A 26,341-nucleotide genomic window follows, 5' to 3' on the forward strand; every position below is an offset into this window, starting at 1 on the left:
AGGTTGCCGCACCGCGCGGGCCGTGACGCGGTCCGCAAGGGCCACCGACGAGAGGCAGAGGAAGATGGTCTACAGCAAGCAGGAAACGGCGGACACTCCGACGTGTTGTCGCGCGGCCAGGTAGTACACGTCCCCGGTTGCGTCGACGCTTGATGTGAGGCTGTTTCCCATGTTCGATCCGGTCATAGCGCCCAGCGGTACGCTGCTCGGCCTGCTCCAGCGGGGCCGCGGCGACGGCACGCTGCACGCGCTCACCGCCCCGCGCCCCGAGGCGCTGGCGGCGCTGAACCACTGTGTGCTGCGCGATCCCCGCCACGACTGGCAGGTGGAGAACCGCTCCCTCTACTACGCCCGCCTCTTCCTCGACCTGAACGGCGAGCTGGACGAGGTCGAGGCCCACCTCTTCGGCGCCGAGGACGTCCTTGACGGCGACGAGTCCCGTACCGGGCTCGCCCTCGCCGTCCTCGGGCACCTCGCCTCCTACGGCAGGCGGGACGCCCTCGAACTGCTGCGCAGGTACGCCGCCCACGGCTCCAACTGGGCCTGGGCCCTCGACGAGCTCGCCCTCAGGGACGACGACGCGGGCCTGCGCGCCCTCGCCGCCCCCGTCCTCGCCCGGTTCCCGGCCGGTCCGGAGGGCGACGCCGAGCTGGCCGCCACCGTCCGGGACGCCTTCGAGCCCCGGCCGTGGCGCCTGTGGGCCGAGGATCCGCGCGCATCCGTCGCCACGCGGGTGCGGGCCGCCCACGAGACGGGCAGTTTCGACCGCTGGCAGCGGCAGATGCGGCCGTCCGGGCCCCGCCCCGGGTGGAGTGTGCAGGCCGTCTTCGAGTGGGCCCAGCAGGGTATCGAGCGCGGGGCCGCTCTCCATGTGCCGGCCGCCCGCTGTCTCACCGCCGTGGCGGGGCCCGAGGACCGGGCCGAGATCGTCCGGGCGGCGAAGGACGGTTTCGACGGGGCCCGGTGCACGGCCCTGCGGTATCTCGCCGACGGCAACGATCTCGAGGCCCTCGACCTGATCGAGGGCGCCGTGGCCACCGGCTCGACGCTCGTGGTGGACGCCGCCGTCGATGCCTTCGAACGGATGCGCTCCATGGCGGCCGTGGACCGGGCCCGCGGCTGGGCCCGGCGGCCGGACGTGCTGGGCGCCGCCGCCGGACGCGTCCTGGCCTGCCGGGGCGGGGCGCAGGACCGCGACCTGGTCCTGGCGGCGCTGCGGGAGGCCGTGCGGGGCGAAGGGCCCGACGCGCCGACCCTGTGGACCCTCGTGGACGGCACCGGCCGGCTCGGCATCGCCTGCGCCGCCCCCGTGCTGCGTCACGTGTACCGGGAGACGGCCTCCTCCCATCTGCGCGGCCGGGCCGCCCGGGCCCTCGCCGCCACCGACCCCTCCTTCGCCACCGGCTTCGCCGTCGAGTGCCTGTGGGACTGCGAGGAGACCACCCGCGAGATCGCCGCCCGGCACGCCGAGACCGGCGACACCCGCGTCGTCGAGCGACTGCGCAGGCTCGCCGCCGACCCGGCCGAGGAGGCCGAGGTGCAGACGGCCGTACGCAGCAGGATCGGTCCCGAGGAGACCGCTGTGTGACCCCCCACCCCGACGGGATGCCGAGGCGGACCCGCGCCGCCAGGGTGAACAGGGGACGACTCACGGGCCAGGGCGGGATGGACACGGCCCGACCTGCGCGGGTGCGCATCGCAACGCTCACGGGACGTTCCTCGTGCGGAAAGGTCCCCGTCGACGCGGCCACGTCCGGTACGGCGACAACACCGGTATGCGTGTCGTCATCGTGACCGAATCCTTTCCCCCCGATGTGAACGGCGTGGCCCACTGCGCGCTCCAGACCGCCCGGCACCTCGTCGATCGCGGTCACGCCCCCGTCGTCGTCGCCCCGGCACCGGCGCCCGGCCACAAGCCCGACGCCTTCGCACCGTGCCCCGTCGTCCACGTCCCCTCCCTCCCGCTCCCCGGTTACCCCCAGGTCCGTGTCGCCCTCCCCAGCCGCCGCCTGGCCGCCACTGTCATCGGGCACCGTCCGGACGTGGTCCACCTCGCCGGCCCCTTCGTCCTGGGCGTGCGCGGCATGGCAGCGGCCACCCGCCTCGGCATCCCCGCCGTCGCCGTCTACCAGACCGACCTGGCCGGTTACGCCCGTACGTACATGGGCGCCGGAGAGGCCGCCGCCTGGCGGCGCATCCCACGGGCCCCGGCCGCGGTGTCGGCCGCGCTCGCCGCACTGTCGGCGGCGGAGCGGGCGGACGGGGCCCGACGGGTCTCTAAGGGGTCTAGCGGCGGCGTACGGCCACGAAACGGACCGGCGTGCCGGGAACAGCCTGGGCGGCGGCCGGGAGGTCGGCGGCGCGGACCACGGCGATCACCGGGTAGCCCCCGGTGGTCGGATGGTCGGCCAGGAACACCACCGGCCTGCCGTCCGGGGGGACCTGCACGGCACCCAGCACCATGCCCTCGCTGGGGAGTTCACCCGGCCGGGCCCGCTCCAGGACCGGTCCCTCCGTGCGCAGCCCGATGCGGTTGCTCGCGGAGGACACCCGGTAGGAGCGGGAGACGAAGGTGCGGACGGCCTGCGGCGTGAACCAGCCGTCGCGCGGTCCGAGTGTCACCCGCAGCACCAGCTCGGCCGGTGGCGCCGGCTGCGGGGCGACGTCCACGCGCGCGTGCACGCCCGTCGGGCGGCCCAGGGGCAGCACCGCGCCGTCCGCGAGCGGAGGCGGGCCGAGCCCCGACAGCAGATCCGTGGACCGGCTGCCGAGCACCGGCTCCAGCGCGATGCCCCCGCAGACGCCCAGGTAGGCGCGTACGCCCGACGTCGCGGGGCCGACGTCCAGCAGCGCCCCAGCGGGCACGCGCACCGGGCCGCCCCAGGCGACGGGCCCTCCGTCCACCGTGACCCGGCAGGGCGCACCCGCGACCGCCACGGTGACGTCCGAACGGGGGCGCAGCGCACAGCCGTCGAGGGTCGTCTCCAGCACGGCCGCCCCAGGCCGATTGCCGACGAGCCGGTTGACCAGGCCGGCGGCGGGCCGGTCCAGAGCCCCGGAGCGGGGGACGCCCAGATGAGCGTGGCCGGGGCGGCCCTCGTCCTGCACGGTCGTCAGGGCCCCGGCCCTGACCACGGCGAGCGCACGGTCCGTCATGACCCCGCCTCGGGCACGAACCGCACCCGCGTGCCCGGCGACAGCAGCGCCGCCGGCACGCGCGCGTGGTCCCACAGGACGGCGTCGGTGCTGCCGATCAGCTGCCAGCCGCCCGGGGACGAGCGCGGGTACACGCCCGTGTACGGGCCCGCCAGGGCCACCGAACCCGCCGGGACGGCCGTGCGCGGGGTGGCCCGGCGCGGGACGTCGTAGCGCGGCGGCAGCCCCGTGAGGTAGCCGAAGCCGGGTGCGAAACCGCAGAAGGCGACCCGGAACTCGGTGGCCGCGTGGACGCGGGCGACCTCCGGCACCGGCACCCCCCAGTGCGCGGCGACGTCGGCCAGGTCCGGGCCGTCGTAGCGCACGGGGATCTCGACGACCGCGTCGACCCGCGGGGGAGCGGGCGGCAGCTCGGCGGCGGCCAGTTCGGCGGCCAGCCGGGCGGGGGCGTCGAGACCGTCCAGCAGGACCGTGCGGGCCGCGGGCACGATCTCGCGGGCCGGGAGCGAGCCCTCAGCGCGGCGTCGCAGCAGCTCGGCGTGGAGCGCCTCGGCCTCCTCGCCCGAGGCCACCTCGACGAGCAGGGCGTCGTCGCCGACGGGCAAGACCCTCATGCGAAGGCCTCCACCCGGACGCCCGAGGCCTCCAGCCGTTCCCGCACCCGGCGCGCCAGCTCCACCGCGCCCGGGGTGTCGCCGTGCAGGCACAGAGACCGTGCGCGTACCCCGACGCGGGTCCCCGAGCGGGAGACGACCTCGCCGGAGCGGGCCAGGCCCAGGGAGCGTTCCACCACGGCGTCCGGCTCGCTGATCACAGCGCCCTCCAGAGCCCGCGGCACCAGGGTGCCCTCGTCGGTGTACGCCCGGTCCGCGAACGCCTCGGTGACGACCGGCAGCCCGGACTTCCCGGCCAGCTCCAGCAGGCGCGAGCCGGGCAGTCCGAGGACGGGCAGGGCGGCGTCCGCGAGGAGGACGCCGTCGACGACCGCGGCGGCCTGCTCCTCGTCGCGCACCACCCGGTTGTACAGCGCGCCGTGCGGTTTGACGTAGGCGACGCGGGAACCGGCCGCACGGGCGAAGACCTCCAGGGCGCCGATCTGGTAGGCGACCTCGGCCGCCAGCTCGGCGGGCGGCACGTCCATCGCGCGCCGCCCGAATCCGGCCAGGTCGCGGTAGGAGACCTGCGCGCCGATCCGCACCCCGCGCTCGGCCGCCAGCTCGCACACCCGGCGCATGGTGACGGCGTCCCCGGCGTGGAAGCCGCAGGCCACATTGGCGCTCGTGACGACGGACAGCAGCCCTTCGTCGTCGGTGAGCCGCCAGCGGCCGAAGCCCTCGCCGAGGTCGGCGTTCAGGTCGATGCAGGCCATGAATCCAGTGTCTCCTGTCAGGCCACGCGGTACTGCTCGTCGCGGGCGTCGGTGAGGAACATCTGCCCCGGGGCATGGGTGAGGGCGAACGGCGGACGCGAGGCCATGACCGCCGCCTGCGGGGTCACCCCGCACGCCCAGAACACCGGGATGTCGTCCGTCTCGGCGTCCACCGGGTCGCCGAAGTCGGGGCGGCCGAGGTCGGCGACACCGAGCCCTGAGGGGTCACCGCAGTACACGGGGCTGCCGTGCACCGCCGGCATCAGACTGCTCTCCCGGATCGCCGCCGCCAGCCGCCGGGGCGGCACCGGCCGCATCGACACCACCAGCGGGCCGTGCAGCCGGCCCGCCGGACGGCACTGCCGGTTCGTCACGTACATCGGCACGTTGCGGCCCTGCTCGACGTGGCGGAGGGGCACGCCCGCCTCGCCGAGCGCCCACTCGAACGTGAAGCTGCACCCGATCAGGAACGACACCAGGTCGTCCCGCCAGTACGCCCGCACATCGGTCGGCTCGTCCACCAGCTCGCCGTCCCGCCACACCCGGTAGCGCGGCAGGTCGGTGCGCAGGTCCGCGCCGTCGGCCAGCACGGTCGTCCAGGATCCGGCGTCCGTTACGTCGAGGACCGGGCAGGGCTTGGGGTTGCGCTGGCAGAACAGGAGCATGTCGTACGCCCAGTCGGCGGGCACCGAGATCAGGTTGGCCTGGGTGTGGCCCGCCGCGACCCCGGCCGTGGGGCCCGTCAGGCCCTCCCGGAAGCGGGAGCGGGCCGCTCGAGGGCGCCACGCGTGGGCGCGCTCGTCGACGAGGAGCACGGGGCGGTCCTCGGTTCCGGTGCGGTTCACGCCAGCTCCTTCCCGCGCGTCTCGGGCAGCCCGAGCAGCGCCAGGGCGGCGATGCCGTAGCCGATCGCGCCGAAGACCAGCGCGCCGCCGACACCCCAGCAGTTGCGCCGCCGGCCCAGTCTGTCGGTGAGGTACCCGCCGGTCAGATAGCCGATGAAGGCGCCCGAGATGAGGAACGTCAGATAGCCGCCGGTGCCGACCACCGAGAGGTCGCGCTCGGTCTTCGGATACGTCGGCACCCAGGTGGCCAGCGTGTAGTAACCGCCCTGGACACCGGTCGACAACAGCCCCGCGAAGATCGTGACCCGCAGCAGGCCCGGCTTGAAGATCGCCGTGAACGAGCCCTTCTGCGCGCTCTGTTCGCGCGCCGCGACCGCCTCGGGCGCGTCGTGCACACTGCGCCGCAGCCAGATCACGAGCAGCGCGGGCAGCGCCCCGGTCCAGAACATGACGCGCCAGGCCAGATCGTCGCCGGCGACGGAGAACACCAGGGTGTAGACGATCACCGCCAGGCCCCAGCCGACGGCCCAGGAGCTCTGGATCGCGCCGAGCGTGCGCCCCCGGTGCCTGGCGCTCGCGTACTCGGCGACCAGGATCGCGCCGACCGCCCACTCACCGCCGAACCCGAGGCCCTGGAGCGCGCGGAAGACCAGCAGAGTCTCGTAGTTGGGCGCGAAACCACAGGCGACCGTGAAGACGGCGTACGTGATGACGGTGACCATCAGGGCCTTCACCCGTCCGACGCGGTCCGCGAGCACGCCCGCGAGGGCGCCGCCGATCGCCGAGACCACCAGCGTGACGGTCGTGAAGAGGCCCGTCTGACCGCTGTTCAGGCCGAAGTACGCGGAGAGCGCGACCGTGCTCAGCGGCAGCGTGAAGTAGTCGTACGAGTCCAGGGCATAGCCGCCGAAGGCACCGGCGAACGCGCGGCGGCCACGCGGGCCGAGGGCGCGCAGCCAGCCCAGCGCCCCGTCGTCCGGGGTGCGTTCGGAGGTCGCGGGACGGGTGTCGTCGGCCGGGGCCTGCGGTGGAGGGGTCGTGCTCATGGGCACCTCGCAGAGGGAGGACGGAGGGTGCTTCGGAGTGAGCCGTGCCGTGCGGAAACCGTCGGCGACGCGGTGGGGGAGACGACGCCGTGACAAGCACCGTAGAGGATTGTTCAACGATCCCTCAATACCCATGTTGGTTCGTTCTTGGGATCTGCGGTTGAATCCCCGCATGGCAGAGCAGCTGAAGGACCTCGCCGACGACCGGGCTCTTTTGGGGCGCACCAGCACCGCGGAGCGGGTCTCGGACATCCTCCGCAGCCGCATCGCCGAGGGCTACTTCCCGCCCGGGACCCGCCTGTCGGAGGACAGCATCGGCGGCGCCCTCGGTGTCTCCCGCAACACGCTGCGCGAGGCGTTCCGGCTGCTCACACACGAACGCCTGCTCGTCCACGAGCTGAACCGGGGGGTCTTCGTCCGGGTCCTGACCGTGGAGGACGTCGAGGACATCTACCGCACCCGCCGGCTCGTCGAGTGCGCGGTCGTCCGGGCCCTCGGGGAGCCGCCGTACGGGCTCGGCGGCTTGGCCGGGGCCGTCGAGGAGGGGCGGACGGCGGCCCGCGAAGGTGACTGGAAGGCGGTGGGTACCGCCAACATCCACTTCCACCGGGAACTGGTCGCCCTCGCCGCGAGCGAGCGCACCGCCGAGCTCATGCGCAGCGTCTTCGCCGAACTGCGGCTGGCCTTCCACGTGGTGGACGAGCCGCAGCGGCTGCACGAGCCGTACATCGCACGCAACGTCGCCATCCTGGAGGCCCTTCAGGGAGGCGACCGCGAGAAGGCGGAGCGGCTGCTCGCGGGATATCTCGACGACTCGCTGGAGCGCGTGGTCGAGGTCTACCGGCGGCGGGTCGGCGAGGACGGCTGACGGGCGGCGGCTCCCAGGGCGCACCGCGTCGTTTGGGCTGATGTCAGACCCAGGACCTAGTCTGTGCACCGTGACTTCGCCTGCATCGACGGACAGCGTTCCGCCCCAGCTCAGCGCGGGGCCGCGCCCCGCGCCGGGGCCGGCCGCCGACGAGGGGCTGGCGCGGCGCCTGCGCGCGCTCGCCTGCACCGCGCCGCTGCACGACCTGGACGCGCGCAAGGCCAACCTCGCCGGTGAGTACTCGGTGTACGGCATGGCGGAGGTGGCCCTCGCGGCCATCGACCTGGTCACCCTCAACATGGACTTCGACACGGGCGCGGACCACGACCAGGTCGTCGCCCGCCTCGTCCCGCGCATCGCAGCCCAGGCCCCGCAGCGCCCCACCGCCGAGCACGAGCGGGTGGCCCGCTGGGTCCTGGAGAACCTGATCAACGTCGGCAGCGTCGACCGCGGTTTCCGCGCGGTGTACGGCACGTTCGGCGCGGACGGCACCTATGTGCGCCGTGACTACGACTTCAAGCTGATCGAGGAGGTCCCGGGCCCCGGCGGCACGGTCTACCTGCGCACGACGGACGAAGCGGTCAACGTCCTCGTCGGCGCCCTCGACACGGACGTCACCAGTGCGCAGATCGCCGCCGAGGTCAAGCTGGAGGTGCTGATCAGCCGCGGCCGGCTCGCCGACGCCCAGCTCGCGGCCGAGCAGGCCCGCTACCGCACCGTGCAGTACTCGGAGACCCTGCGCCGCGCCCTGGACGCGACCCGGCGCAATGTGCGCGCGGTGGACTGGCTCGCCACCGTGCCCGACATGATCGCCGAGGCGCTGGAGCACGTCGCCGACCGCTACCGCCACGAGAACGCGATCCTCACCAACATCCGCAAGGCGCGTGACGAGACCGAGGAGCCGGAGCACAAGCGCCGCGCCGCCGAGCTCGTCGACATCGTGAAGGACTGCATCCGCCGGCACACCCAGTTGCAGTCCCGGCTGCTGGAGGCCGGACCGCTCTTCCGCGCCGAGCAGGACCGGCAGGCCTTCGCCACCCCGATGACCACCTCGGGCACCGATCTCTACGGGCACCTCCTCTCGCCCGTGCTGCCGCTGCCGCTGGAGCAGGCCGTCCGGGTCACCGACGCCTTCTTCGGTCGCGGCACCGGGCTGCGCACCCCGGTGTCCGTCCGCGTCGGCGACCTGGTCGACATACTGCTGACGCCGCCGGTGGAGCGGGAGCACCTCGGCGCGGAGATGCCGGAGCCCGACCTGATCGCCACGCCGGACGACAGCCGGTTCAGCGAGGAGCAGCTGGCGGCGGCGCAAGAGCTGCTCGACCTGCCCGCGGACGCACCGCGCCGGCTGTCGGGGCTGCTGGCGGACGCCCGCGGACAGGACCCGGAGCTGCCGTACCTGGTGGCCCTGCTGGCGGTGCACGCCGCCAGCCCGCCGGTCGGCACGGCCTATCGCCAGGGCGAGCAGAAGCTGCTGTTCGCCGTGGACGACGGGACCGAGCTCGACGACCCGGAGTTCGGCGGCGCGGACCTCATCGTCGGCACCGCGCTGCTGGACGCGGCGGGGATGGCGGCGGACCGGACGGAAGCAGCATGAGTCAGTACGAGTGGCACAAGGAGTCCCGACCGTGAGCGAGCATGTCGAGTGGAGCGAGCCGGACGGGCCGGCCCCGGCGGCCCCCGCCGCCGTCACTCCCGCCGACGCCGCCGACGCGGCCCGGCTCGTGTCGTTCGGGTTGCAGCCCAAGCTGCAGCCCGCCCGCGACCAGGAGTACGCCGACCTGCTGCGGCGCTACCGCGAGGACCCGCCCTTCGCGCGGCTCGCGGACGCCGTGGCGACCGGTCTGGGACTGATCGTGCTGGAGGTGTCCCCGCGCGCGGGCATGGCCGTCACGGCCGCCGAGGACTCGGTGTTCGCCGTCCGCATGGGCGACTACGCGCGTCGCACGTCCGCCGACGGCGGCGACCGGTTCCTGCACGGACTGGCCCATCTCGCCGTCGCCGCCCTGGCGTTCCCGCGTCCCGAGGACCTCGCCGACGACGGCTACATCGGCCGGGTCTCGGTCAACGGCGTCGACGCCTTCGTGCGCCAGGCCTGCCGCCGGCTGGAGGAGCGCGCCGCCGAGCAGGGCGAGAACACCGACCCGGCGACCGACGCGCCCGGCCTGGAGGCCGCCTGGCGGATCTGGGTGCGGCGCAGCGCCACCGGCGCCACCAAGGACGCCCGCCGCCTGGCCGGTTCGACCACCGGCATCGTCGCCAAGGCCGTCGCCTTCCTCACCGACTCCGGGTTCCTTCAGCGCACCGGCGACGACCACGGCGGCACCTACCGCACCACCGCCCGCTACCAGCTCCAGGTCCGCGACATGGCCGGCAGCGCCGCCCTGGCCGAGCTGCTGGAACTGGGCGTCGTCCCGGTCACCGACGGCACCCCGACGCTGCTGCCCCCCGAGGAGGGCGACGACCTGGACCTGGTCGCCGACGCCGGGCTGCCCTTCCACTCCGCCTGACCCCCCATCTCACGAAGATCTACGAGAGTCCGCCATGTACGAGCTGTCCCGGGTCCGCCTCTACTCGATCGGGCCCGCCGGTGCGCGCTACGCCGACACCGTGCTTGACCTGCGGGGGGTGGGCGAGATCGTGCCCGACCCCGCGCCCGCACAGGCGGAGTTCTTCGAGGACGAGCCGGTCGGCCCGCCGCGCCGGCCGGCGCCCGCGGGCGTGCTCTTCCTGGAGAACGGCGGCGGCAAGTCGGTGCTGCTCAAGCTGATCTTCTCCGTCATGCTGCCGGGGCACCGCAACACCCTCGGCGGAGCCAGCTCCGGCGTCCTGCGCAAGTTCCTGCTCGCCGACGACTGCGGACACGTGGCCCTGGAGTGGCAGCACGTGCTGACGGGCGAGTGCGTCGTCGTCGGCAAGGTCAGCGAGTGGCGCGGACGGCAGGTCTCCAACGACCCGCGCAAGTTCGCCGAGGCCTGGTACTCGTTCCGCCCCGGGCCCGGACTGAGCCTCGACAACCTCCCCGTGGCGGAGGCCACCGCCATGCGCGCCCAGGTCGAGGGCCAGTCCGGGGCACGCGGCCGGCGCCGCACCATGAAGGGCTTCCGCGACGCCCTCACGGAGGCGGGCAAGACCTACCCGCACCTGGAGGTGCACTGGGAGGAGACCCACGACCGCTGGATCGAGCACCTCGGCGACCTCGGCCTCGACCCCGAACTCTTCCGCTACCAGCGTGAGATGAACGCCGACGAGGGTGAGGCCGCCGGTCTCTTCGCGGTCAAGAAGGACGCCGACTTCACCGACCTGCTGCTGCGCGCCGTCACCGACACCCGCGACACTGACGGGCTCGCCGATCTGGTCAGCGGCTTCGGCAACAAGCTCGGCCGGCGCGCCGAGCTGATGGCCGAACGAGACTTCACCGCCGGATCGGTGGACCTCCTCGGGCGGATCGTCGAAGCCGCCGAGGCTCGCTCCCGCGCGCGCGACGTCCACGCCGGAGCCGAGCGCCGCACCCGGACCCTGGCCCGCCGGCTGTCCGCGCGCGGCGCGCAGGAGCGGGTCCGGGCCGCCGACCTGGCCCAGCGGGTCACCGCCGCCGCGTACGCCGTGACGCACGCCGAGGCGGCCCGCGAGCGCAGCGCGCTGATCTCCGCCGAACTCGCCTACCGGCACGCCTCGCTGGCCCTCGCCGCGGCCGAGAAGTCCGCCGCCGCACAGAAGCGCGAGCTCGCCGACGCCCGCACCCTGTACGCCGCCTGGCAGACCGCCGAGGTCGTGCTGCGCCACCGGGCCGCCTCGGACCGCGTCGCCCGCGTGTCCGCCGCGATCCAGGAGGCCGAGCGGGACGCCGCCCCCGCCCTCGCCGCCCGCTCCAGGGCCGCCGTGGACCTCGTCCGGGCCCTGCACGCGGCCGCGGAGAAGGCGGAGAGCCACGCCAACGAGGAGGAGGAGCGCTCCGCCGCCCTCCAGGAGGTCAGCGACGCGGCCTACCGGGACTCCACCGCCGCCGCCACCCAGGCACAGCGCGCCCGCAGCGAGGTCGGCCACCTCAAGCAGCGCCTCGCCGAGGTCGAGCAGGAGACCGCCGAGGCGGTCCGGGCCGGCTGGCTCGACGACTCCGCGCCCGACGCCGACCCCGCCCGGGCGGCCCTCGCCGCCAGCGACGCCGAGAAGACCGCCGTCGCGGCGTGGGACGCGGCCCGCGAGGCCTCCCGCCGGGCCACGGAACACGCCCGCGAAGCCGCGGCCACCGAGAGCCGCGCCGAACTGACCGCGGCCCGCGCGGCCGACGCGGCCACGGCGGCGGAGCGGTCGTACGACGCCGAGCGCCGCACCGCCGAGACACTGGCGGGGGAGGAGCGGCTGGCCGAACTGCTCAGCCTGACCCCCCAGAGCCGCCCGGGCATCCCCCAGCCCCGCCACGGCACGGACAGCGAGCCCGCAGCACAGCCGGCCGGCGGCGCACAGGGGCTCACCGCGGAGGAGCTCGACCGCTTCGCCGACGAGCTGCGCGACCTCCTCGACGACGCCGTCTCCTCGGCCGAGCGGCAGCTGTTCGAGCTGCGGACGGCCGCCGCCGACGACTCCCGCATCCTCGGAGCCCTCGGCGACGGCGGACTGCTGCCGCCCGGCCCGGACGTGCTGGCCACGGTCGAGTTCCTCGGCGAGCACGGCATCCCCGCCCTGCCCGGCTGGCGCTACCTCGCCCAGGCCGTCGACCCGGCCGACCACGCACGCGTGCTGGCCGCCCGGCCCGAACTCGTCGACGGCGTGATCATCACCGATCCCGACTCCCACGCCCGGGCCCGGCAGGCGCTGGGCGACGCGGCCCTGCTGCCCCGCTCCGCCGTGGCCGTCGGCACCGCCGCCGCCCTGCTCGCCCCCACCCCGGCGCCGGACGGCGACAGCGGGGACGTGTTCCTCGTGCCGCCGAACCCGGCCATGCACGACGAGCACGCCGCCGACGAGGAGCGGCAGGCCCTGCGCGCCCGCGCCACCGAGCGGGACGAGGAGATCCGTACCCTCGCCGCCCGGCTCGGCAAGGACCGCGAACTGGCCGCCCGGCTCGCCTCCTGGCGCACCGGCTGCCCCGCCGGCCGGCTGGCCGAACTGGCCCGGGCGGCCGAGGACACCCGCGAGTTCGCCGAGGAGGCCGAGGCCGAACTGGCCGAGGCCCGGACCGTGCGGGCCGAAGCCGACGAGGTCGCCGCCGAGGCAGCGCGCGTCCGTGACGAGCGGCAGGAGGCCGCCCAGAAGGCCCGCCGCTCCGCCGACGCCCTTGCCGGCCTCGCCTTCCGGCTGCGCGAGCGGGCCGGCTGGCAGGTCAAAGTGCGCGAACTGACCGACGAGGCCGCCGAGTCCGAGGCCGGCGCCCAGGCCTGCCTGGAGCGGGCCCGGGCCGCCGACGAGGACCGGCGGGCCGCCCAGCGCGCCGCCGACGACGCCCGCCGTACCGCCCGCGCGCTGCGCGCCGAGCGCTCCGAGATCGCGGGCGCCCCCGACGACGTCCCGCAGGACGACGCCCCGGCCCCCAAGGCCTCCCTGCCCGCCCTGCGCGAGGCCTACCGGGCCGCCTCCCAGCTGTACGAGAAGGTCGGCGTGGGGGCCGACCTGCGCGCCGAGCAGGCCCGTGCCGAGAGCGACGAGAGCGCGGCCCGCTCCGAGCTGGACCGCCTGAGCAACAAGGTCCGTACGCGCGCGGAGCAGCTCCTCGAATCCCCCGACGGCTCCGACGGCCCCAGCCGCCAGGCAGCCGCCGCCCGCGCCGAGGAGCTGGTGCAGCTCCTGGAGACCCGGATGTCCACCGCGAGCGAGCAGCTCGGGCGGCTGCGCGGCGAGGCCGAACGTCTCGCCCCCGAGGACGGCGACGCCCACACCGGCCTCCCCGAGGACCTCCAGCCGCGCGACGCCGAACACGCCCAGACCCTGCTGCGCACCGCCACCGCCGAACTCGCCTCCCGCACCGAGGCGCTGAACCAGGCCCGCGAGGCGCACGCGGAACTCCTCGACGCCCACCGCGCCGCCGAGGACGCCGCGAGCGGCTTCGACGAGATCGCCGCCATGCTCCGCGACCTGCTGCGCGAGCACGGCACGGACGAGGAACACGAAGAGCCCGAGCCCTACCCCGGCAGCCCCGAGGAGGCCCGGCAGGCGGCCGCCGAGGCCCGCCGCTCGCTGCGCGGCTGCGCCGCCGACCTGTCCGCCGCCGAGTCCGCCGTCCGCGAGGCGAGCGACATCCTCGTCCGGCACGCCAACTCCACGCGCTACGAGCAGGTCCGCACCCCGGCCCGCCAGCAGATCCGTGAACTGCCCGCCGCAGCGCTGCCCGAGCACGCCCAGAAGTGGGCGGACGCCTTCGCGCCCCGCCTGCGCGTCCTGACCGACGAGCTGGCCCAACTGGAACGCAACCGCGACTCGATCGTGGACCGCCTGCGCGGCCTGGTCGAGTCGGCCCTGGCCACCCTGCGCTCCGCCCAGCGGCTCTCGCGCCTCCCGGAGGGGCTCGGCGAGTGGTCGGGACAGGAGTTCCTGCGCATCCGCTTCGAGGAGCCCGACCAGGCCACGCTCACCGAGCGCCTGGGCGAGGTCGTCGACGAGGCGACCCGAGCCGCCGTCAAGAAGAACTCCGACCTGCGCCGCGACGGCATGTCCCTGCTGCTGCGGGGCGTCGCGGCGGCCCTCCACCCCAAGGGCGTCGCCGTGGAGATCCTCAAGCCCGACGCCGTGCTGCGCGCCGAGCGCGTCCCCGTCGGGCAGATGGGCGACGTCTTCTCCGGCGGCCAGCTCCTCACCGCCGCCATCGCCCTCTACTGCACGATGGCCGCCCTGCGGTCGAACGACCGGGGCCGCGACAAGCACCGGCACGCCGGCACCCTGTTCCTCGACAACCCCATCGGCCGAGCCAACGCCACGTACCTGCTGGAACTGCAACGGGCGGTGTCGGACGCCCTCGGTGTGCAGCTCCTGTACACCACGGGCCTGTTCGACACCACCGCACTGGCCGAGTTCCCCCTGGTCATCCGCATGCGCAACGACGCCGACCTGAGGGCGGGCCTGAAGTACATCAGCGTCGAGGAACACCTCCGCCCGGGCCTGCCGCAGCAGCCCCAGGCGGGGGAGGCGGTCCACAGCGAGATCACGGCGACCAGGATGTACAAGCGCCCGGTCTCCTAGGCCGCGTCCGACCTGGGCCCGGGCGTGCTCCCGTCGGATCGGCGCACTTCTCGCCTCGGCGGTTCTCCTTCAGTCGGCCGCCGGGGTGGCCGCGGGAGCGGCCGGGGTCTCGGAGCGGTGCTCGGCGAGCACGCCGGTGCGGTGCCGCTGGACGAACCAGTAGTAGGCGAAGCCGCCGCCCGCGATGACGGCGACGAACAGCACCGCGCCCCAGCGCAGGTACCAGTGGTAGGGGGCCGAGGCGTTGTAGACCGCGGCCCGGGGCCAGATCAGGTTGAGGGTCATGACCGCGCCCCACAGGACGGCCAGGATGTTGACCGGCAGGCCCCAGCGGCCGAGCGAGAACCGCCCCTCGCCCGCCGGCTGCCACCTTCCGCGCAGGCGTGCGACCAGCAGCGGTACGGTGACCCCCAGGTAGGCGAGGTAGATCATGATGATGCCGATGCTGGTCACGACCGTGAAGATCTGCGGCTGACGGATGTTGACCACCAGGATCGCCAGCGCCAGGATGCCGATGATCACGGTCGGCAGGACCGGCGTCTGGAACCGCGGGTGGCACTTGGCCAGTTTCGAGGACGCCGGCAGGTTGTTGTCGCGGGCCATCGCGAACGCCAGCCGGACCGCGGCCGTGTGCACCGCCAGGGCGCACACCGTCACCGCGATCAGCACGCACCACAGCATCGCCTTGCCGGCGGTCGGGCCGAGCACGTCCAGCACGATGTACTGCAGGCCGTCCGTCGAGAGCTTCTCGCCGTTCAGGCTGGACACGCTCATCAGCGCCAGGAGCAGGACCAGGCCGCCCAGGACGAAGGAGGCCACGATCGCCCGGATGATGGCGCGCGGCGCGTTCCGGGTCGGGTCCAGGGACTCCTCACCGAGCGAGGCGGCCGTGTCGAAGCCGTACATGACGTACGCCGAGGCCAGCGAGGCCACCAGGAAGGCGCCCAGGTAGCCGTTCCCGTAGCCCGCGCCGGTGCCGTGCGTCTCCATGACGACCTGCGGGCCGCGCGTGATGTGGACGGCGAACAGGACGATCAGCACGACGGTCGCGATCAACTCGATGAACACGCCCGCTGTGTTGATCCGTGCCATCAGCTTGACGCCGAAGGCGTTCACGAGGGTCGTGAACAGGATCAGCACCGCGGCCAGGACGACCGCGTTGGTCGCCACGTCGTACCGACCGGTGCCGTCCCCCACGAACTGGAAGAAGGAGGAGATCTGCGGCAGCGTCAGCTGGTAGGCCAGCGCGACGGCCGAGATGGACACGATCGAGGCGATCAGCATCATCCAGCCGGCGAGCCAGCCCAGGTGCGGATTGCCCGTCTTCTTCGACCAGTTGTAGACCGAGCCAGCCACGGGATAGCGCGCGGCGAGCTCGGCGAAGCACAGGGCGACCATGAACTGGCCGGCGAAGACCATCGGCCAGGACCACCAGTAGGCGGGGCCGCCGCTGCCGTAGCCGAAGTAGAACAGCTGGAAGGTGCCGGTGAGGATCGAGATGTAGCTGATGCCCGCGGCGAAGGTGTGGAAGGTGCCGAGGGTGCGTTTGAGCTCGGGTCTGTAGCCGAACTCGGTCAGTTCGGCGTCGTCCCGGCCGTGCGGGCCGGTCGGCTCTGCGGTTGTTCTCATGGGCGGTTCCTCAATCGGTGTGCCCCGGGGCGGGGGTCGGTCGGTCGGACCAACCCTGGGGCGTGGGACGGGTGTTGCGCCAGAGGTGCTTCGTCCCGTGGTGCCTCACCGGGGAGGAGCAGATCCCGCCCGTCCGCCTCCCAGCCGCTCGACGAGCCATTCGTGGAAGATCCGGATGTGGTGCTCGGTGGGCACCAGCACACCGCCCTCGCGGTACGCGCGGGAGGACATCGCCGGCTGCGTGCGTTCACAGGCTGCGAAGTCCTGCTCGTTGACGCGGTGGAACAGCTCCACCGACCTCGACACGTCCGCCCCGGACTCCACCACCTCGGGCGCGTACAGCCAGTCGCACTCCACGACCGTGCGGTCCTCGGCGAGCGGGAACATGCGGTGCAGGATGACGTGGTCGGGGACGAGGTTGACGAAGACGGCCGGCTTGACCGTGAGGGCGTAGTAGCGGCGGTCCTGATCGGCGCTCACGTCCGGAAGCCTGCCGAAGCCCTCGCCGCCGTCGACGGTGAAGCCCTTCACCTGCTCCCCGAACGCGGCGCCGTGCCCCACGTAGTACTGGGCGGCGTACCCGTCGGCGAACTCCGGCAGCACCTCGGTCAGTTCGGGGTGGATCGTCGCACAGTGGTAGCACTCCATGAAGTTCTCGACGATCAGTTTCCAGTTCGCCCTCACGTCATAGGTGATGCGGGTGCCGAGCGCGAGGTTCTCCGTGCCGTAGTGATCGATCGCCGCGACGTCCCCGAGCCGCTCGACGGCCGCGTGCACGACCGTCTCCTCGAAGGACGGCGGTTCGTCCGCGAGGCACACCCAGGCGTAGCCGAGCCACTCGCGCAGCGCCACCTTGATCAACCCGTACGCGGCACGGTCGACGTCCGGCATCTTGACCAGATGGGGCGCCGCGATGAGCTTGCCGTCGAGGTCGTACGTCCAGGCGTGGTACGGGCATTGGAGTGTGCGGCGGACCTCGCCCGACTCCTCCGCGCACAGCCGGGCCCCGCGGTGCCGGCACACGTTGAGGAAGGCGCGCAGTTCGCCCGTGCGCGTGCGGGTGATGATGACGTTCTCGCGACCGGCCTGGACGGTGCGGAAGGCGCCGGGCCGGTCGAGGTCACGGCTGCGGACCGCGCAGAACCACAGCGCCTCGAAGATGTGCTCCTGCTCCTGCCGGAAGACGTCCGGGTCGGTGTAGTAGCGCCCGGGGAGGGTGGCGATCAGGCTCGGGGTGGTCGGGGTCGTAGTCACGTGGTTGCTCCTCGAAGAGGCCAAGGTGTGGTCCCCTAGCGGCGGATGCGCGTCATCTGCGGGTCGAACAGCGGCTCGTCCGCGACCGTGGCCGGGACCTTCTCGCCGAAGTACTCGATCTGCACACCGGTGCCCGTGGTGAGACCCGCGGGCAGCCAGGCGTAGGCGACGCAGCGGCCGAGCGTGTAGCCGTACGCCGCGCTGGTGACGTAGCCGGCCGGGGCGCCGTCGACATGGACCGGCTCCTTGCCGAGGACGACGGCGTCCGGGGCGTCGAGGAGGAGGGGCGTGAGACGGCGGGTGGGCGCACCGGCCCGGGCCAGGGCCGCCTTGCCGACGAAGTCGTCCCGGTCCATGCGGACCGCGAAGCCGACGCCCGCCTCGAACGGGTTGTGCTCGTCGGTCATGTCGACGCCCCAGGCACGGTAACCCTTCTCCAGGCGCAGGGAGTTGAACGCCGAGCGGCCCGCCGCGACCACCCCGAGCTCCTGCCCGGCCTCCCACAGCGTGTCCCAGAGCCGCAACCCCAGATCGGCGGTGGTGTACAGCTCCCAGCCGAGCTCTCCGACGTAACTGAGCCGCATCGCCGTCACCGGGACGTGCCCGATGTACGTCTGTCCGGCCCGGAAGTAGCCGAAGGCCTCGTGGGAGAAGTCGTCCGGGGTGAGCGGCTGGACGAGGTCGCGGGCGAGCGGGCCCCAGACCCCGACGCAGCACGTGCCGGAGGTGATGTCCCGGATGTGGACGCCGGCGGGCGCGTGCCGCAGCAGCCGGTCGAGGTCGGCGGGGGAGTTGGCGCCGATCTGGAAGCGGTCGGGGGCCAGGCGGGCCACGGTGAGGTCGGAGCGGATGCCGCCCGACTCGTCGAGGAGCAGGGTGTAGGTGACCGCGCCGGGCTTCTTGCGGAGGTTGTTGCTGGTCATGCGGTCGAGGAAGTCCAGGGCTCCGGGGCCGGTGACGTCGAGGCGGCGCAGGGGTGTCATGTCGTAGAGGGCGACGCCCTCGCGGGTCGCCTTGGCCTCGGCCGCCGCGATGGGGGACCAGTACCGGGCCGACCACGCGTCACGCTCGGGGAGGGGGCCGAGGGCGTCGACGAGCGGGGCGTTCGCCTCGTACCAGTGCGGGCGCTCCCAGCCGCCGCCCTCCAGGAAGTACGCGCCGAGCCGCTGCTGCCGGGCGTGGAAGGGGCTGACCCGCAGCGGCCGCGGCCGCTCCATCGGCTGGAGCGGGTGGATGACGTCGTACACCTCGACGAACTGCCGCGCCCCGCGTTCGAGGACGTACGACGGTGAGCGCTGGGCCTCCTCGAACCGCGTGAGGTCGCACTCGTGCAGGTCGATCGACGGCCGTCCGTCGACCATCCACTCGGCGACCGCCTTGGCGACGCCCGCGGAGTGCGTGACCCAGACGGCCTCGGCCAGCCAGAAGCCGCGCAGCCGCCGGGATTCGCCCAGGACCGGCATGCCGTCCGGGGTGAAGGAGAACACGCCGTTGAAGCCCGCCTCGATCTCGGCCTCGCGCAGGGCGGGCATGAGGTGCCGGCAGTCGGCCCAGCTCGGGGCCCAGTCCTCCTCCGTGAAGGGGTACGAGGACGGCATGTCCATGTTGCGGGCCCGGGCCTCGTCGTACGGCAGGACCGCGAACGGGTCGACGGGCAGGGGCCGGTGGGCGTAGGAGCCGATGCCGATGCGGTCGGTGTGCTCGCGGAAGTACAGGTCGCGGTCCTGGAAACGCAGGATCGGCTTCGAGGCCTCGGCGGTGGCGCCGCTGAGCTCGGGGAGCGGCCCGGTCCGGGCGTACTGGTGGGCGAGCGGTTGCAGAGGCACGTCGACACCGGCCATGCGGCCGATGACCGGCCCCCAGAATCCCGCCGCCGAGACGACGTGGTCGGCCGGGAAGGTGCCCTGGTCGGTGACGACGGCGGTGACCCGGCCGGCGTTACGTTCGATGCCGGTGACGGTGTGCCGGTCGAGGAAGCGGGCGCCCCGCGCGGTGGCCCGGGCCAGCTGGGCACGGCAGGCGAGCAGGGCCCGCGCCAGGCCGTCGTCCGGGGTGTGGAAGCCGCCGAGGACCACCGACTCGTCGATCAGCGGCCACAGTTCCTTGCAGCGCGCGGCGTCGACGATCTCGCCGCGCACCCCCCAGGAGGCGGCGTAACCGGCTCTGCGGTGCAGCTCGGCGAGGCGTTCGGGGGTGGTGGCCAGCTCCAGGCCGCCGACCTGCTGGAAGCAGGGGACGCCGTCGACGGCGAGGGAGCCGAACTTCTCGACGGTGTAGCGGGCCAGGGCGGTGAGCGTCTTCGACGGGTTGGTCTGGAAGACGAGGCCGGGCGCGTGCGAGGTGGAGCCGCCGGGGGCGGGCAGGGGCCCCTGTTCGAGGACGGTGACGTCGCGCAGGCCGCGGGCGGTCAGTTCGTCCGCGAGGGAGCAGCCGACGATGCCTGCGCCGATGACGACCACGCGGGGGTTCTCGGGTGTGCCGGACATGCCCCTCCTTGCCGGGACGGTGGAAGGCGGTGGGGGAGTGGGGCGTCGGACCGCGGAGCTGACGGGGAATCCGGAGGTTCAGGGGACGGGCCGCGGCCATCGCCACAGGGAGCCCGCCCGGTCGGCACCTCGTGGGGCACATCCAGCTCCTCTGCTGTTGCGCATTGCACGACGGGTTGCGCGATGAGAAACATAGTGGGAACGCCGTCGAGGACCCGTCAAGAGGCGCGGGGCATGCTTCGGGCCAACCCGTGGACCACGGGTGGGACGGGTGAGAGCCACCCACCGCACACCAGCGCGGGACCAGGCGTTTCACCTGATCCCGCGCCGTCTTCCGTGTGGCCGGTGACCGGCCCGGCTACGTCAGAAGCCGTATCCCATGCGACGGGACAGCTCGATCGCGGCCGCCTCCGTGCGCTTGGCCACCTCCGGCAGCCGCTCCTGGCTCAGCCGGTACACCGGCCCCGAGACGCTGAGCGAGGCGATGACCTTGCCGTCGTGCGCCCGGACCGGGGACGCCGCGGCCGCCAGGCCGATCTCCAGCTCCTCCATCGTGGTCGCGAACCCCTGCTGCACCACGGTGTCCAACTCGCCCCGCAGCAGGGAGGCGGCCGTCGTGGTGCGCTCGGTGAAGCGGTGCAGGGGACGCGCCAGCAGCCCCTCGCGCAGGGTCGGCGGCAGATGGGCGAGCAGCACCTTGCCACTGGCCGTGGCATGCAGCGGGGTGCGCCGCCCTAGCCAGTTCTGCGCGGTGACCGACGCCGTGCCGCGCGCCTGCATGATGTTGACCGCCGCGTCGTCGTCCAGGACGGCGATGTTGACCGTCTCACCCAGCTCGTCGGCGAGCTCCCGGCACACCGGGACGCCCTCCTGCGAGACGTCCAGCCGCACGGCCGCCGCCCCCGCGAGGCGCAGGACGCCGGCGCCCAGGTAGTACTTGCCGCGGTCCTTCGCCTGGGTCACCAGGCCGCGGTTCTCCAGCACGCCGAGCAGCCGGAACGCCGTGGACTTGTGCACGTCCAGCTCGTCGGCGATCTCGGTCACCCCCGCCTCGCCGTGCCGGGCGAGGATCTCCAGCACGCTCACGGCGCGGTCCACCGACTGCACGGCGCCGGCCGCGCCCCTGCCGCCCTGCCTGGCTCCGCTCTCCGCGCCGTTCGCCTCCTGGCCGGACTGCTTCCGCGTGCGGGTCATGGCCGAACTTTCACCACCTGTCGCCCTGTTCGGGCCGCATGTGCGGGAACCCCTTGACGCGACGGTCGCCCCGCCCGGACTCTGTTGCGTATGGCGCTTGCTCATGCGCCATGTGAAACATCATGTCACCGAAGCGCCCGGATCTCGACCGGGAACGTACTCCTGCCCTGCCGTGCCCGGATCCGCCCCGGTCCCGGCACTGCCTGGAACTGCCCACAGTCTGGCCGAACCGGTCCGGACCACGCGTCCCGGACCGAGAGGGGGGCCCGTGATTCCCGTCTGCCGCCTCGAAGACCTTCCGAAGGGTGAGTCCCTCCGCGTCGAGACGACCCCGCCCGTCGCCGTGTTCCACACCGACGACGGCGAGCTCTACGCCATCGACGACACCTGCACCCACCAGGACGCCTCCCTCTCCGAGGGCTGGCTGGAGGGCTGCCTCGTCGAATGCCCGCTGCACGCCGCCTCGTTCGACCTGCGCACGGGCAACCCGACCTGCCTCCCGGCCCGCCGCCCCGTCCGCACCCACCGCGTCACCGTCGACGACGGCTTCATCAACGTCCACCCGGCGGAAGAGGAGGGGACAGCGGCGTGAACGTGTAGCGCGGGTCGCTGCGAGCAGCGGTACGGCGGCCGCGGTGAGCTCCGCGCGTGTGCCGCATCGCCGCCGGTGAGCTCCGCGCGTGCGCCGCCCTCGGCCGGCTCACCCGCCAGGGACACCTCGCCGTGGCTCGTGCCACCGACAGTGCTTCGGGCGTCAGGCATCGAGAGCCGGCAAGAGATGCCGAACACGCCTCAGGCCGTACGCCTCACGAATGAGACAGCTGCCCGGCGCCACCCCGCCGGCGTATCCGCCCCTGTGTCCGCTCGGTGGCCCGCTCCTGCCGCCGGGCCCGGCGCCGCTCGCGCCGCAGTGCCCGGGCCGTGCTGCTCGGCACCGACACCACGCCGTTGCGCTGGTGCCACACCTGGCGCGTCACCCACACGTCGAGCGCTCCCCAGGTGGCGGCGATCGTGCTGACCACACTGCTGATCACCATCGGGAACGCCAGCCAGGACCCGGCCATCGTGCACAGGAACGCCACCATCGCCTGGATCAGCGTCACGGCTATGAGGAGGACCGCCCGCACCGCCGCCGTCCGTACCGGATCCGGCAGGCGGCGCCGCCGCGCGGGCTCCTCGACCCACAGGGGCCGGTAACGCCGCTGTTCCCGAGCCTCGCGACCCACCTCGTGGGTCAGAACCCCGGTCTCCCGCTCCACGGGCTCCGCCACGCCCTCGGGAACCCTCCGACCGGTCACCTCGGGAGTCCGATGCTCCGTCAGCCGCGCCCAACCCGCCCTGGACGCACCGCGCTGTTCCGCCGTGCCCATCACCGTGTCACTCCCCACCGCCAGCAGACCGCTCGCTCGCATCCGAAGACCCGTGCTCCCCAGTGGCTGCCCGGCTTGCGCTGTTTTACGCCGCCCGGGTGCGGGACGCGGCTCCTGTGGCCGATTCCCCCCCCGTTTCCCAAGAGGTAGGACGAACAACTCCTCACGAAGATTCCCGGAAAGCGAAAAATTTCAGCCAACCGCCCTGGCCGGTCACGGGGATTGCCTCACACCCTCACCACCGGTTTCGGGGAGACAACTCCCGTAATGCCCGGACAACTCCCGACGCCGCGCGGCCCGCGCGGAAGTTCAGGCTCCGGACCGGTCTTCGAGTTCCCCGCGGGTCGGTAGTAGGCTCGCGCCGTTTGTTGACGCACATGTGTACCCCGGGTAGCCGGGGGCCCGAGCTGGGGGAGGCCATGCGCTTTCGCGGGAAGTCCATCCGCCGGAAGATCGTGGCGCTGCTCCTCGTGCCGCTGGTGTCCCTGACCGCGATCTGGACCTTCGCCACCGTGCTCACGGGACGTGAGGCGGCCGACCTGTTCAACGTGTCGTCCGTGGTGGAGAAGATCGGCTACCCCATCGAGGACACCGTCCGTGTCCTCCAGGAGGAACGCCGCCAGACCCTCGTCCACCTCGCGGACCCCCGCGCCTCCGACGGTCTCGCCGCGCTCCGCCGCAGCCGGACCGCCACCGACGAGGCCGTCGGCCGCATCCGTGAGAACGCCCGGAACCCGGACGTGCGCGACGCGATGGGAGCGGACACCGACGAGCGGCTGACCGCGGTCCTGGACGCCTTCGACGGCATCGAGTCGCTGCGCCGCAGCGTCGAGGACGGCACCGTCAACCGCACCCAGGCCCTCGACCTCTACAACCGGCTCGTCGACCCCTGCTACGTCCTCCTCGCCAACCTCCACGTCGTCGACAACATCGAACTGGACAAGCAGTACCGCGCGCTGGTCAATCTCGCCCGCGCCCGTGAACTGCTCTCGCGCGAGGACGCCCTCCTCGGCTCCGCCCTGATCGTCGGCCGGATCTCCCACTCCGAAGAGCGCGCCGTCTCCGACCTCGTGGCCCAGCGCACCCTGATGTACGACGTCAACCTGCCGCTGCTGCCCGTGGCCGAGCGCGACCGCTACCAGAGCTTCTGGAGGAACGCCTCCTCCGCCCCCCTGCGCGTGGCCGAGCGGGCCGCCGTCTCCTCCGGGACCGGGACGCCCCGGGGCGTCTCCGCCAAGAGCTGGGACAGCGCAGCCGGCAACGTGCTCGACGAGCTCGGCACCCTCAACGACCAGGCCAACGACCGCTATCAGGACCGCGTCCACCCCGTCGCCGTCGGCGTCATCGCCAAGGCGGTCGTCGCCGGCGCCCTCGGCCTGATCGCGCTCCTGCTCTCCCTCTTCCTGTCCGTACGCGTCGGCCGCACCCTCATCCGCGATCTGCGGCAGCTGCGTCTGGAGGCCCACGAGGCCTCCGGAGTGCGGCTCCCCAGCGTGATGCGCCGCCTCTCGGCGGGGGAGCAGGTCGACGTCGAGACCGAGGTCCCGCGCCTCGAATACGACAAGAACGAGATGGGCGAGGTCGGCCAGGCCCTCAACACCCTCCAGCGCGCCGCCGTCGAAGCCGCCGTCAAGCAGGCCGAGTTGCGCGCCGGCGTCTCCGAGGTCTTCGTCAACCTCGCACGCCGCAGCCAGGTCCTGCTCCACAAGCAGCTCACCCTGCTCGACGCCATGGAGCGCCGCACCGAGGACACCGAGGAACTCGCCGACCTGTTCCGCCTCGACCACCTGACCACCCGCATGCGCCGGCACGCCGAGGGCCTCGTCATCCTCTCCGGCGCGGCGCCCTCCCGTCAGTGGCGCAAACCCGTCCAGCTCATGGACGTCGTACGCGCCGCCGTCGCCGAGGTCGAGGACTACGAGCGCATCGAGGTCCGCCGCCTCCCGCGGATCGCCATCAGCGGCCCGGCCGTGGCCGACCTCACGCACCTCGTGGCCGAACTCCTGGAGAACGCCACCGTCTTCTCGCCGCCGCACACCGCCGTCCAGGTCCTGGGCGAGCGCGTCGCCAACGGCTTCACGCTGGAGATCCACGACCGCGGCCTCGGCATGGCCGCCGAAGCGCTCCTCGACGCCAACCTCCGGCTCGCCGAGACCCCGGAGTTCGAGCTCTCCGACACCGACCGGCTCGGCCTGTTCGTGGTCAGCCGACTCGCCCAGCGGCAGAACGTCCGGGTCTCCCTCCAGCCCTCCCCCTACGGCGGCACGACCGCCGTGGTCTTCATCCCCGACGCGCTTCTCACGGACGACGTGCCCGACACGAACGGCATCGGGTTCCGGCTCGACCGTCCCCGACTCGCGCCGGACAGCGAGCCGCAGGACAACCGCCGCGCCGCGCTGTCCCAGGCGTCCGCCCAGCGTCCCGGCCTGCCCGCCTCGCTGCTGGACGGTCCGGTGGAGCTGGAGGCACCCGTCGGCCTGGACACCGTCGACGACTTCCCCGGCGCCGTCGAGGACGAGGACGGCGAGCACGGCGGCCTGTTCCGCCCCCGCCACTCGCTCACCCGCGCCCCCGACGAGACGGCGGGACGCCGCGCCGATCCGCGCCGCGATCCTGCGGACGCCCGGGGCGCGGTGGAGCGGACCGACGGCGAGGAGGGGCTGAGCGCTCCGGTCCCGCTGTCCCGCCGCCACACCCCCAAGCTCGTCAGTTCGCACGGCCGTCCGGTCACCGGCCAGCGTGCCCGGCGGGGGAGGACGGACGAGGAGCCGACCACGACCACCGGCCGGTCCGAGCCGGGTCCCGCCTCCGCGCTCCCACAGCGCCGCCGCGGCGAGGAGCCCGTCTCCGGCCGGCCGGGATCCGAGCCGGGCTCAGGGCGGTCCGGATCCGAGCCCGCCTCCGCCCTCCCGGCCCGGCGCCGTACCGAGGGCTCCTCGCCCGGTGGCCGGCGGGGCGAGGACCGGCCGGACACTCCGCCGCCGCTGCCCGCCCGCCGTCGAGGAACCGATTCCGCCCGCCGTGGCATCGGCGCCGCCGACCGCGACGAGGACCACGTCGGATCCCCGGTCCCGCCCGGCAGCGCCCTCGGTGACCGGTCGGAGTCGTCCGCTCTGCCCAGGCGGACCCGCCGCGGGGAGGTCGCAGCGAGCGGCCCGCACGGGTCCGACCGCTTCTCCGGCTCCACGGCACAGGCCACCGGTGGCCCCTCGCTCCCCGCGGCCGGCTCGGGCGCGGCGGGCGGCGACACCGGCTCCGCACCCCGGCCGGGTTCCGGCACCACGCCGCTGCCCCGGCGCGTCCGGCAGGCCAACCTGGCCCCGCAGCTCAAGCGGAGCGCGCAGCCGCGTACCGACGACAGAACCGAGAACGTCGAACGCGACGCCGACGAAGTCAGAAGCCGCATGGCCTCGCTCCAGCGCGGCTGGCAGCGCGGCCGTGAGGAGAACGCCGCGGGCGAAGCAACCCCCAGCGGCACAGCACCACAAGGAACGACAGAGGGGGACGGTCGATGACCGCACCGAAGCCGACCGGCCACACGACCAACACGGGCGAGCTGAACTGGCTCCTCGACGACCTGGTCGACCGCGTCGCGAGCATCCGCAAGGCCCTCGTGCTCTCCGGCGACGGACTGCCGACGGGTGTCTCCAAGGAACTGACCAGGGAGGACAGCGAGCACCTCGCCGCCGTCGCCTCCGGGTTCCACAGCCTCGCCAAGGGCGTGGGACGCCACTTCGAGGCCGGCAACGTCCGCCAGACGGTCGTCGAACTCGACGACGCCTTCCTGTTCGTCACGGCGGCCGGCGACGGCAGCTGCCTGGCCGTCCTCTCGGACGCCGACTCGGACGTCGGGCAGGTGGCCTACGAGATGACGCTCCTCGTGAAGCGGGTGGGCGCGCATCTGGCCGCCGCCCCACGCACCGATCTGCCCGCGGGCGGGTAGTGGGATGA

The 26,341-nt window shown here is 73.6% G+C and carries 18 protein-coding genes and 1 pseudogene; 9 read left to right on the plus strand and 10 right to left on the minus strand.

All coding sequences use genetic code 11. From position 1 onward, the window contains the following. Positions 1–169: 169 nt before the first annotated feature. The gene (locus AC0665_RS25220) at positions 170–1,588 is read left to right on the plus strand and encodes a HEAT repeat domain-containing protein (RefSeq protein WP_468409878.1); all 1,419 of its coding nucleotides are present in this window, start codon (positions 170–172) and stop codon (positions 1,586–1,588) included. 187 nt (positions 1,589–1,775) lie between these two features. Further along, positions 1,776–2,249: pseudogene (locus AC0665_RS25225) on the plus strand (glycosyltransferase); the annotation flags it as partial. 37 nt (positions 2,250–2,286) lie between these two features. On the opposite strand, the gene AC0665_RS25230 reads toward AC0665_RS25225, so the two are convergent. Genes AC0665_RS25230 through AC0665_RS25250 form a run of 5 tightly spaced genes read right to left on the minus strand, consistent with a single transcriptional unit; the run spans position 2,287 to position 6,416 of the window. Continuing rightward, positions 2,287–3,156 (minus strand): 5-oxoprolinase subunit C family protein, encoded by an 870-nt coding sequence (locus AC0665_RS25230; RefSeq protein ID WP_478606330.1) that lies wholly within the window; start codon positions 3,154–3,156, stop codon positions 2,287–2,289. Then, complete coding sequence (locus AC0665_RS25235) at positions 3,153–3,770, minus strand: 5-oxoprolinase subunit B family protein (protein ID WP_478606328.1); 618 nt, start codon at positions 3,768–3,770, stop codon at positions 3,153–3,155. The genes AC0665_RS25230 and AC0665_RS25235 overlap by 4 nt, the downstream gene beginning before the upstream one ends. Continuing rightward, entirely contained in the window at positions 3,767–4,525 is a 759-nt protein-coding gene (locus AC0665_RS25240) for a LamB/YcsF family protein (protein ID WP_478509705.1), read from the minus strand. The genes AC0665_RS25235 and AC0665_RS25240 overlap by 4 nt, the downstream gene beginning before the upstream one ends. 17 nt (positions 4,526–4,542) lie before the next feature. After that, positions 4,543–5,370, minus strand: a complete 828-nt coding sequence (locus AC0665_RS25245) for a putative hydro-lyase (RefSeq protein ID WP_478509704.1) — start codon at positions 5,368–5,370, stop codon at positions 4,543–4,545. Beyond that, the gene (locus tag AC0665_RS25250; RefSeq protein ID WP_478705815.1) at positions 5,367–6,416 is read right to left on the minus strand and encodes an MFS transporter; all 1,050 of its coding nucleotides are present in this window, start codon (positions 6,414–6,416) and stop codon (positions 5,367–5,369) included. Before AC0665_RS25250 ends, AC0665_RS25245 begins: the two co-directional genes overlap by 4 nt. A gap of 172 nt (positions 6,417–6,588) precedes the next feature. Between AC0665_RS25250 and AC0665_RS25255 the strand changes: the two genes are divergently transcribed. From AC0665_RS25255 to AC0665_RS25270, 4 genes are all read left to right on the plus strand, one after another. After that, positions 6,589–7,284 carry a GntR family transcriptional regulator gene (locus AC0665_RS25255; protein ID WP_363121178.1) on the plus strand — a complete coding sequence of 232 codons (696 nt, stop codon included), beginning with the start codon at positions 6,589–6,591 and terminating at the stop codon, positions 7,282–7,284. Between the two features lie 70 nt (positions 7,285–7,354). Beyond that, positions 7,355–8,881: a hypothetical protein gene (locus tag AC0665_RS25260; RefSeq protein WP_468636775.1), complete on the plus strand. Its 1,527-nt coding sequence runs from the start codon at positions 7,355–7,357 to the stop codon at positions 8,879–8,881. A gap of 31 nt (positions 8,882–8,912) precedes the next feature. After that, positions 8,913–9,794: a hypothetical protein gene (locus AC0665_RS25265; protein ID WP_468409860.1), complete on the plus strand. Its 882-nt coding sequence runs from the start codon at positions 8,913–8,915 to the stop codon at positions 9,792–9,794. Between the two features lie 34 nt (positions 9,795–9,828). After that, a complete protein-coding gene (locus AC0665_RS25270) occupies positions 9,829–14,457 on the plus strand; it encodes a hypothetical protein (protein WP_478705816.1) in 4,629 nt (1,542 codons plus the stop codon). 69 nt (positions 14,458–14,526) lie between these two features. On the opposite strand, the gene AC0665_RS25275 is transcribed toward AC0665_RS25270, so the two are convergent. The 4 genes from AC0665_RS25275 to AC0665_RS25290 all read right to left on the minus strand — a co-directional run bounded on the left by AC0665_RS25275 (position 14,527) and on the right by AC0665_RS25290 (position 21,020). After that, a complete protein-coding gene (locus AC0665_RS25275; protein ID WP_478705817.1) occupies positions 14,527–16,086 on the minus strand; it encodes an APC family permease in 1,560 nt (519 codons plus the stop codon). 105 nt (positions 16,087–16,191) lie between these two features. Further along, entirely contained in the window at positions 16,192–17,340 is a 1,149-nt protein-coding gene (locus tag AC0665_RS25280) for an aromatic ring-hydroxylating oxygenase subunit alpha (protein WP_478705818.1), read from the minus strand. Positions 17,341–17,375: 35 nt separating this feature from the next. Then, positions 17,376–19,826 (minus strand): GcvT family protein, encoded by a 2,451-nt coding sequence (locus AC0665_RS25285; protein WP_478705819.1) that lies wholly within the window; start codon positions 19,824–19,826, stop codon positions 17,376–17,378. Between the two features lie 363 nt (positions 19,827–20,189). Continuing rightward, a complete protein-coding gene (locus tag AC0665_RS25290; protein ID WP_468636764.1) occupies positions 20,190–21,020 on the minus strand; it encodes an IclR family transcriptional regulator in 831 nt (276 codons plus the stop codon). Positions 21,021–21,288: 268 nt separating this feature from the next. Between AC0665_RS25290 and AC0665_RS25295 the strand changes: the two genes are divergently transcribed. Further along, on the plus strand, positions 21,289–21,612 hold the full coding sequence (locus AC0665_RS25295; protein ID WP_478606313.1) for a bifunctional 3-phenylpropionate/cinnamic acid dioxygenase ferredoxin subunit: 324 nt from the start codon (positions 21,289–21,291) through the stop codon (positions 21,610–21,612). A 214-nt stretch (positions 21,613–21,826) separates the two neighbouring features. Here the strand turns inward: AC0665_RS25295 and AC0665_RS25300 are convergent, their stop codons facing one another. Then, positions 21,827–22,390 carry a hypothetical protein gene (locus AC0665_RS25300; RefSeq protein ID WP_478705835.1) on the minus strand — a complete coding sequence of 188 codons (564 nt, stop codon included), beginning with the start codon at positions 22,388–22,390 and terminating at the stop codon, positions 21,827–21,829. A gap of 419 nt (positions 22,391–22,809) precedes the next feature. Here AC0665_RS25300 and AC0665_RS25305 point away from each other — a divergent pair, with 419 nt between their 5' ends. Both AC0665_RS25305 and AC0665_RS25310 read left to right on the plus strand, forming a co-directional pair. After that, a complete protein-coding gene (locus AC0665_RS25305; protein ID WP_478705820.1) occupies positions 22,810–25,905 on the plus strand; it encodes a sensor histidine kinase in 3,096 nt (1,031 codons plus the stop codon). Further along, positions 25,902–26,333: a roadblock/LC7 domain-containing protein gene (locus tag AC0665_RS25310; protein WP_363121188.1), complete on the plus strand. Its 432-nt coding sequence runs from the start codon at positions 25,902–25,904 to the stop codon at positions 26,331–26,333. Before AC0665_RS25305 ends, AC0665_RS25310 begins: the two co-directional genes overlap by 4 nt. Positions 26,334–26,341: the final 8 nt, after the last annotated feature.

The sequence above is a fragment of the Streptomyces sp. NPDC043685 genome, from assembly GCF_056436585.1.

Excerpts from the sequence above, each read along its gene's own strand:
- AC0665_RS25220 (WP_468409878.1), top strand. The coding sequence starts at position 170 with ATGTTCGATCCGGTCATAGCGCCCAGCGGTACGCTGCTCGGCCTGCTC.
- AC0665_RS25230 (WP_478606330.1), bottom strand. The coding sequence starts at position 3,156 with ATGACGGACCGTGCGCTCGCCGTGGTCAGGGCCGGGGCCCTGACGACC.
- AC0665_RS25235 (WP_478606328.1), bottom strand. The coding sequence starts at position 3,770 with ATGAGGGTCTTGCCCGTCGGCGACGACGCCCTGCTCGTCGAGGTGGCC.
- AC0665_RS25240 (WP_478509705.1), bottom strand. The coding sequence starts at position 4,525 with ATGGCCTGCATCGACCTGAACGCCGACCTCGGCGAGGGCTTCGGCCGC.
- AC0665_RS25250 (WP_478705815.1), bottom strand. The coding sequence starts at position 6,416 with ATGAGCACGACCCCTCCACCGCAGGCCCCGGCCGACGACACCCGTCCC.
- AC0665_RS25255 (WP_363121178.1), top strand. The coding sequence starts at position 6,589 with ATGGCAGAGCAGCTGAAGGACCTCGCCGACGACCGGGCTCTTTTGGGG.
- AC0665_RS25270 (WP_478705816.1), top strand. The coding sequence starts at position 9,829 with ATGTACGAGCTGTCCCGGGTCCGCCTCTACTCGATCGGGCCCGCCGGT.
- AC0665_RS25275 (WP_478705817.1), bottom strand. The coding sequence starts at position 16,086 with ATGAGAACAACCGCAGAGCCGACCGGCCCGCACGGCCGGGACGACGCC.
- AC0665_RS25285 (WP_478705819.1), bottom strand. The coding sequence starts at position 19,826 with ATGTCCGGCACACCCGAGAACCCCCGCGTGGTCGTCATCGGCGCAGGC.
- AC0665_RS25290 (WP_468636764.1), bottom strand. The coding sequence starts at position 21,020 with ATGACCCGCACGCGGAAGCAGTCCGGCCAGGAGGCGAACGGCGCGGAG.
- AC0665_RS25300 (WP_478705835.1), bottom strand. The coding sequence starts at position 22,390 with ATGGGCACGGCGGAACAGCGCGGTGCGTCCAGGGCGGGTTGGGCGCGG.
- AC0665_RS25305 (WP_478705820.1), top strand. The coding sequence starts at position 22,810 with ATGCGCTTTCGCGGGAAGTCCATCCGCCGGAAGATCGTGGCGCTGCTC.
- AC0665_RS25310 (WP_363121188.1), top strand. The coding sequence starts at position 25,902 with ATGACCGCACCGAAGCCGACCGGCCACACGACCAACACGGGCGAGCTG.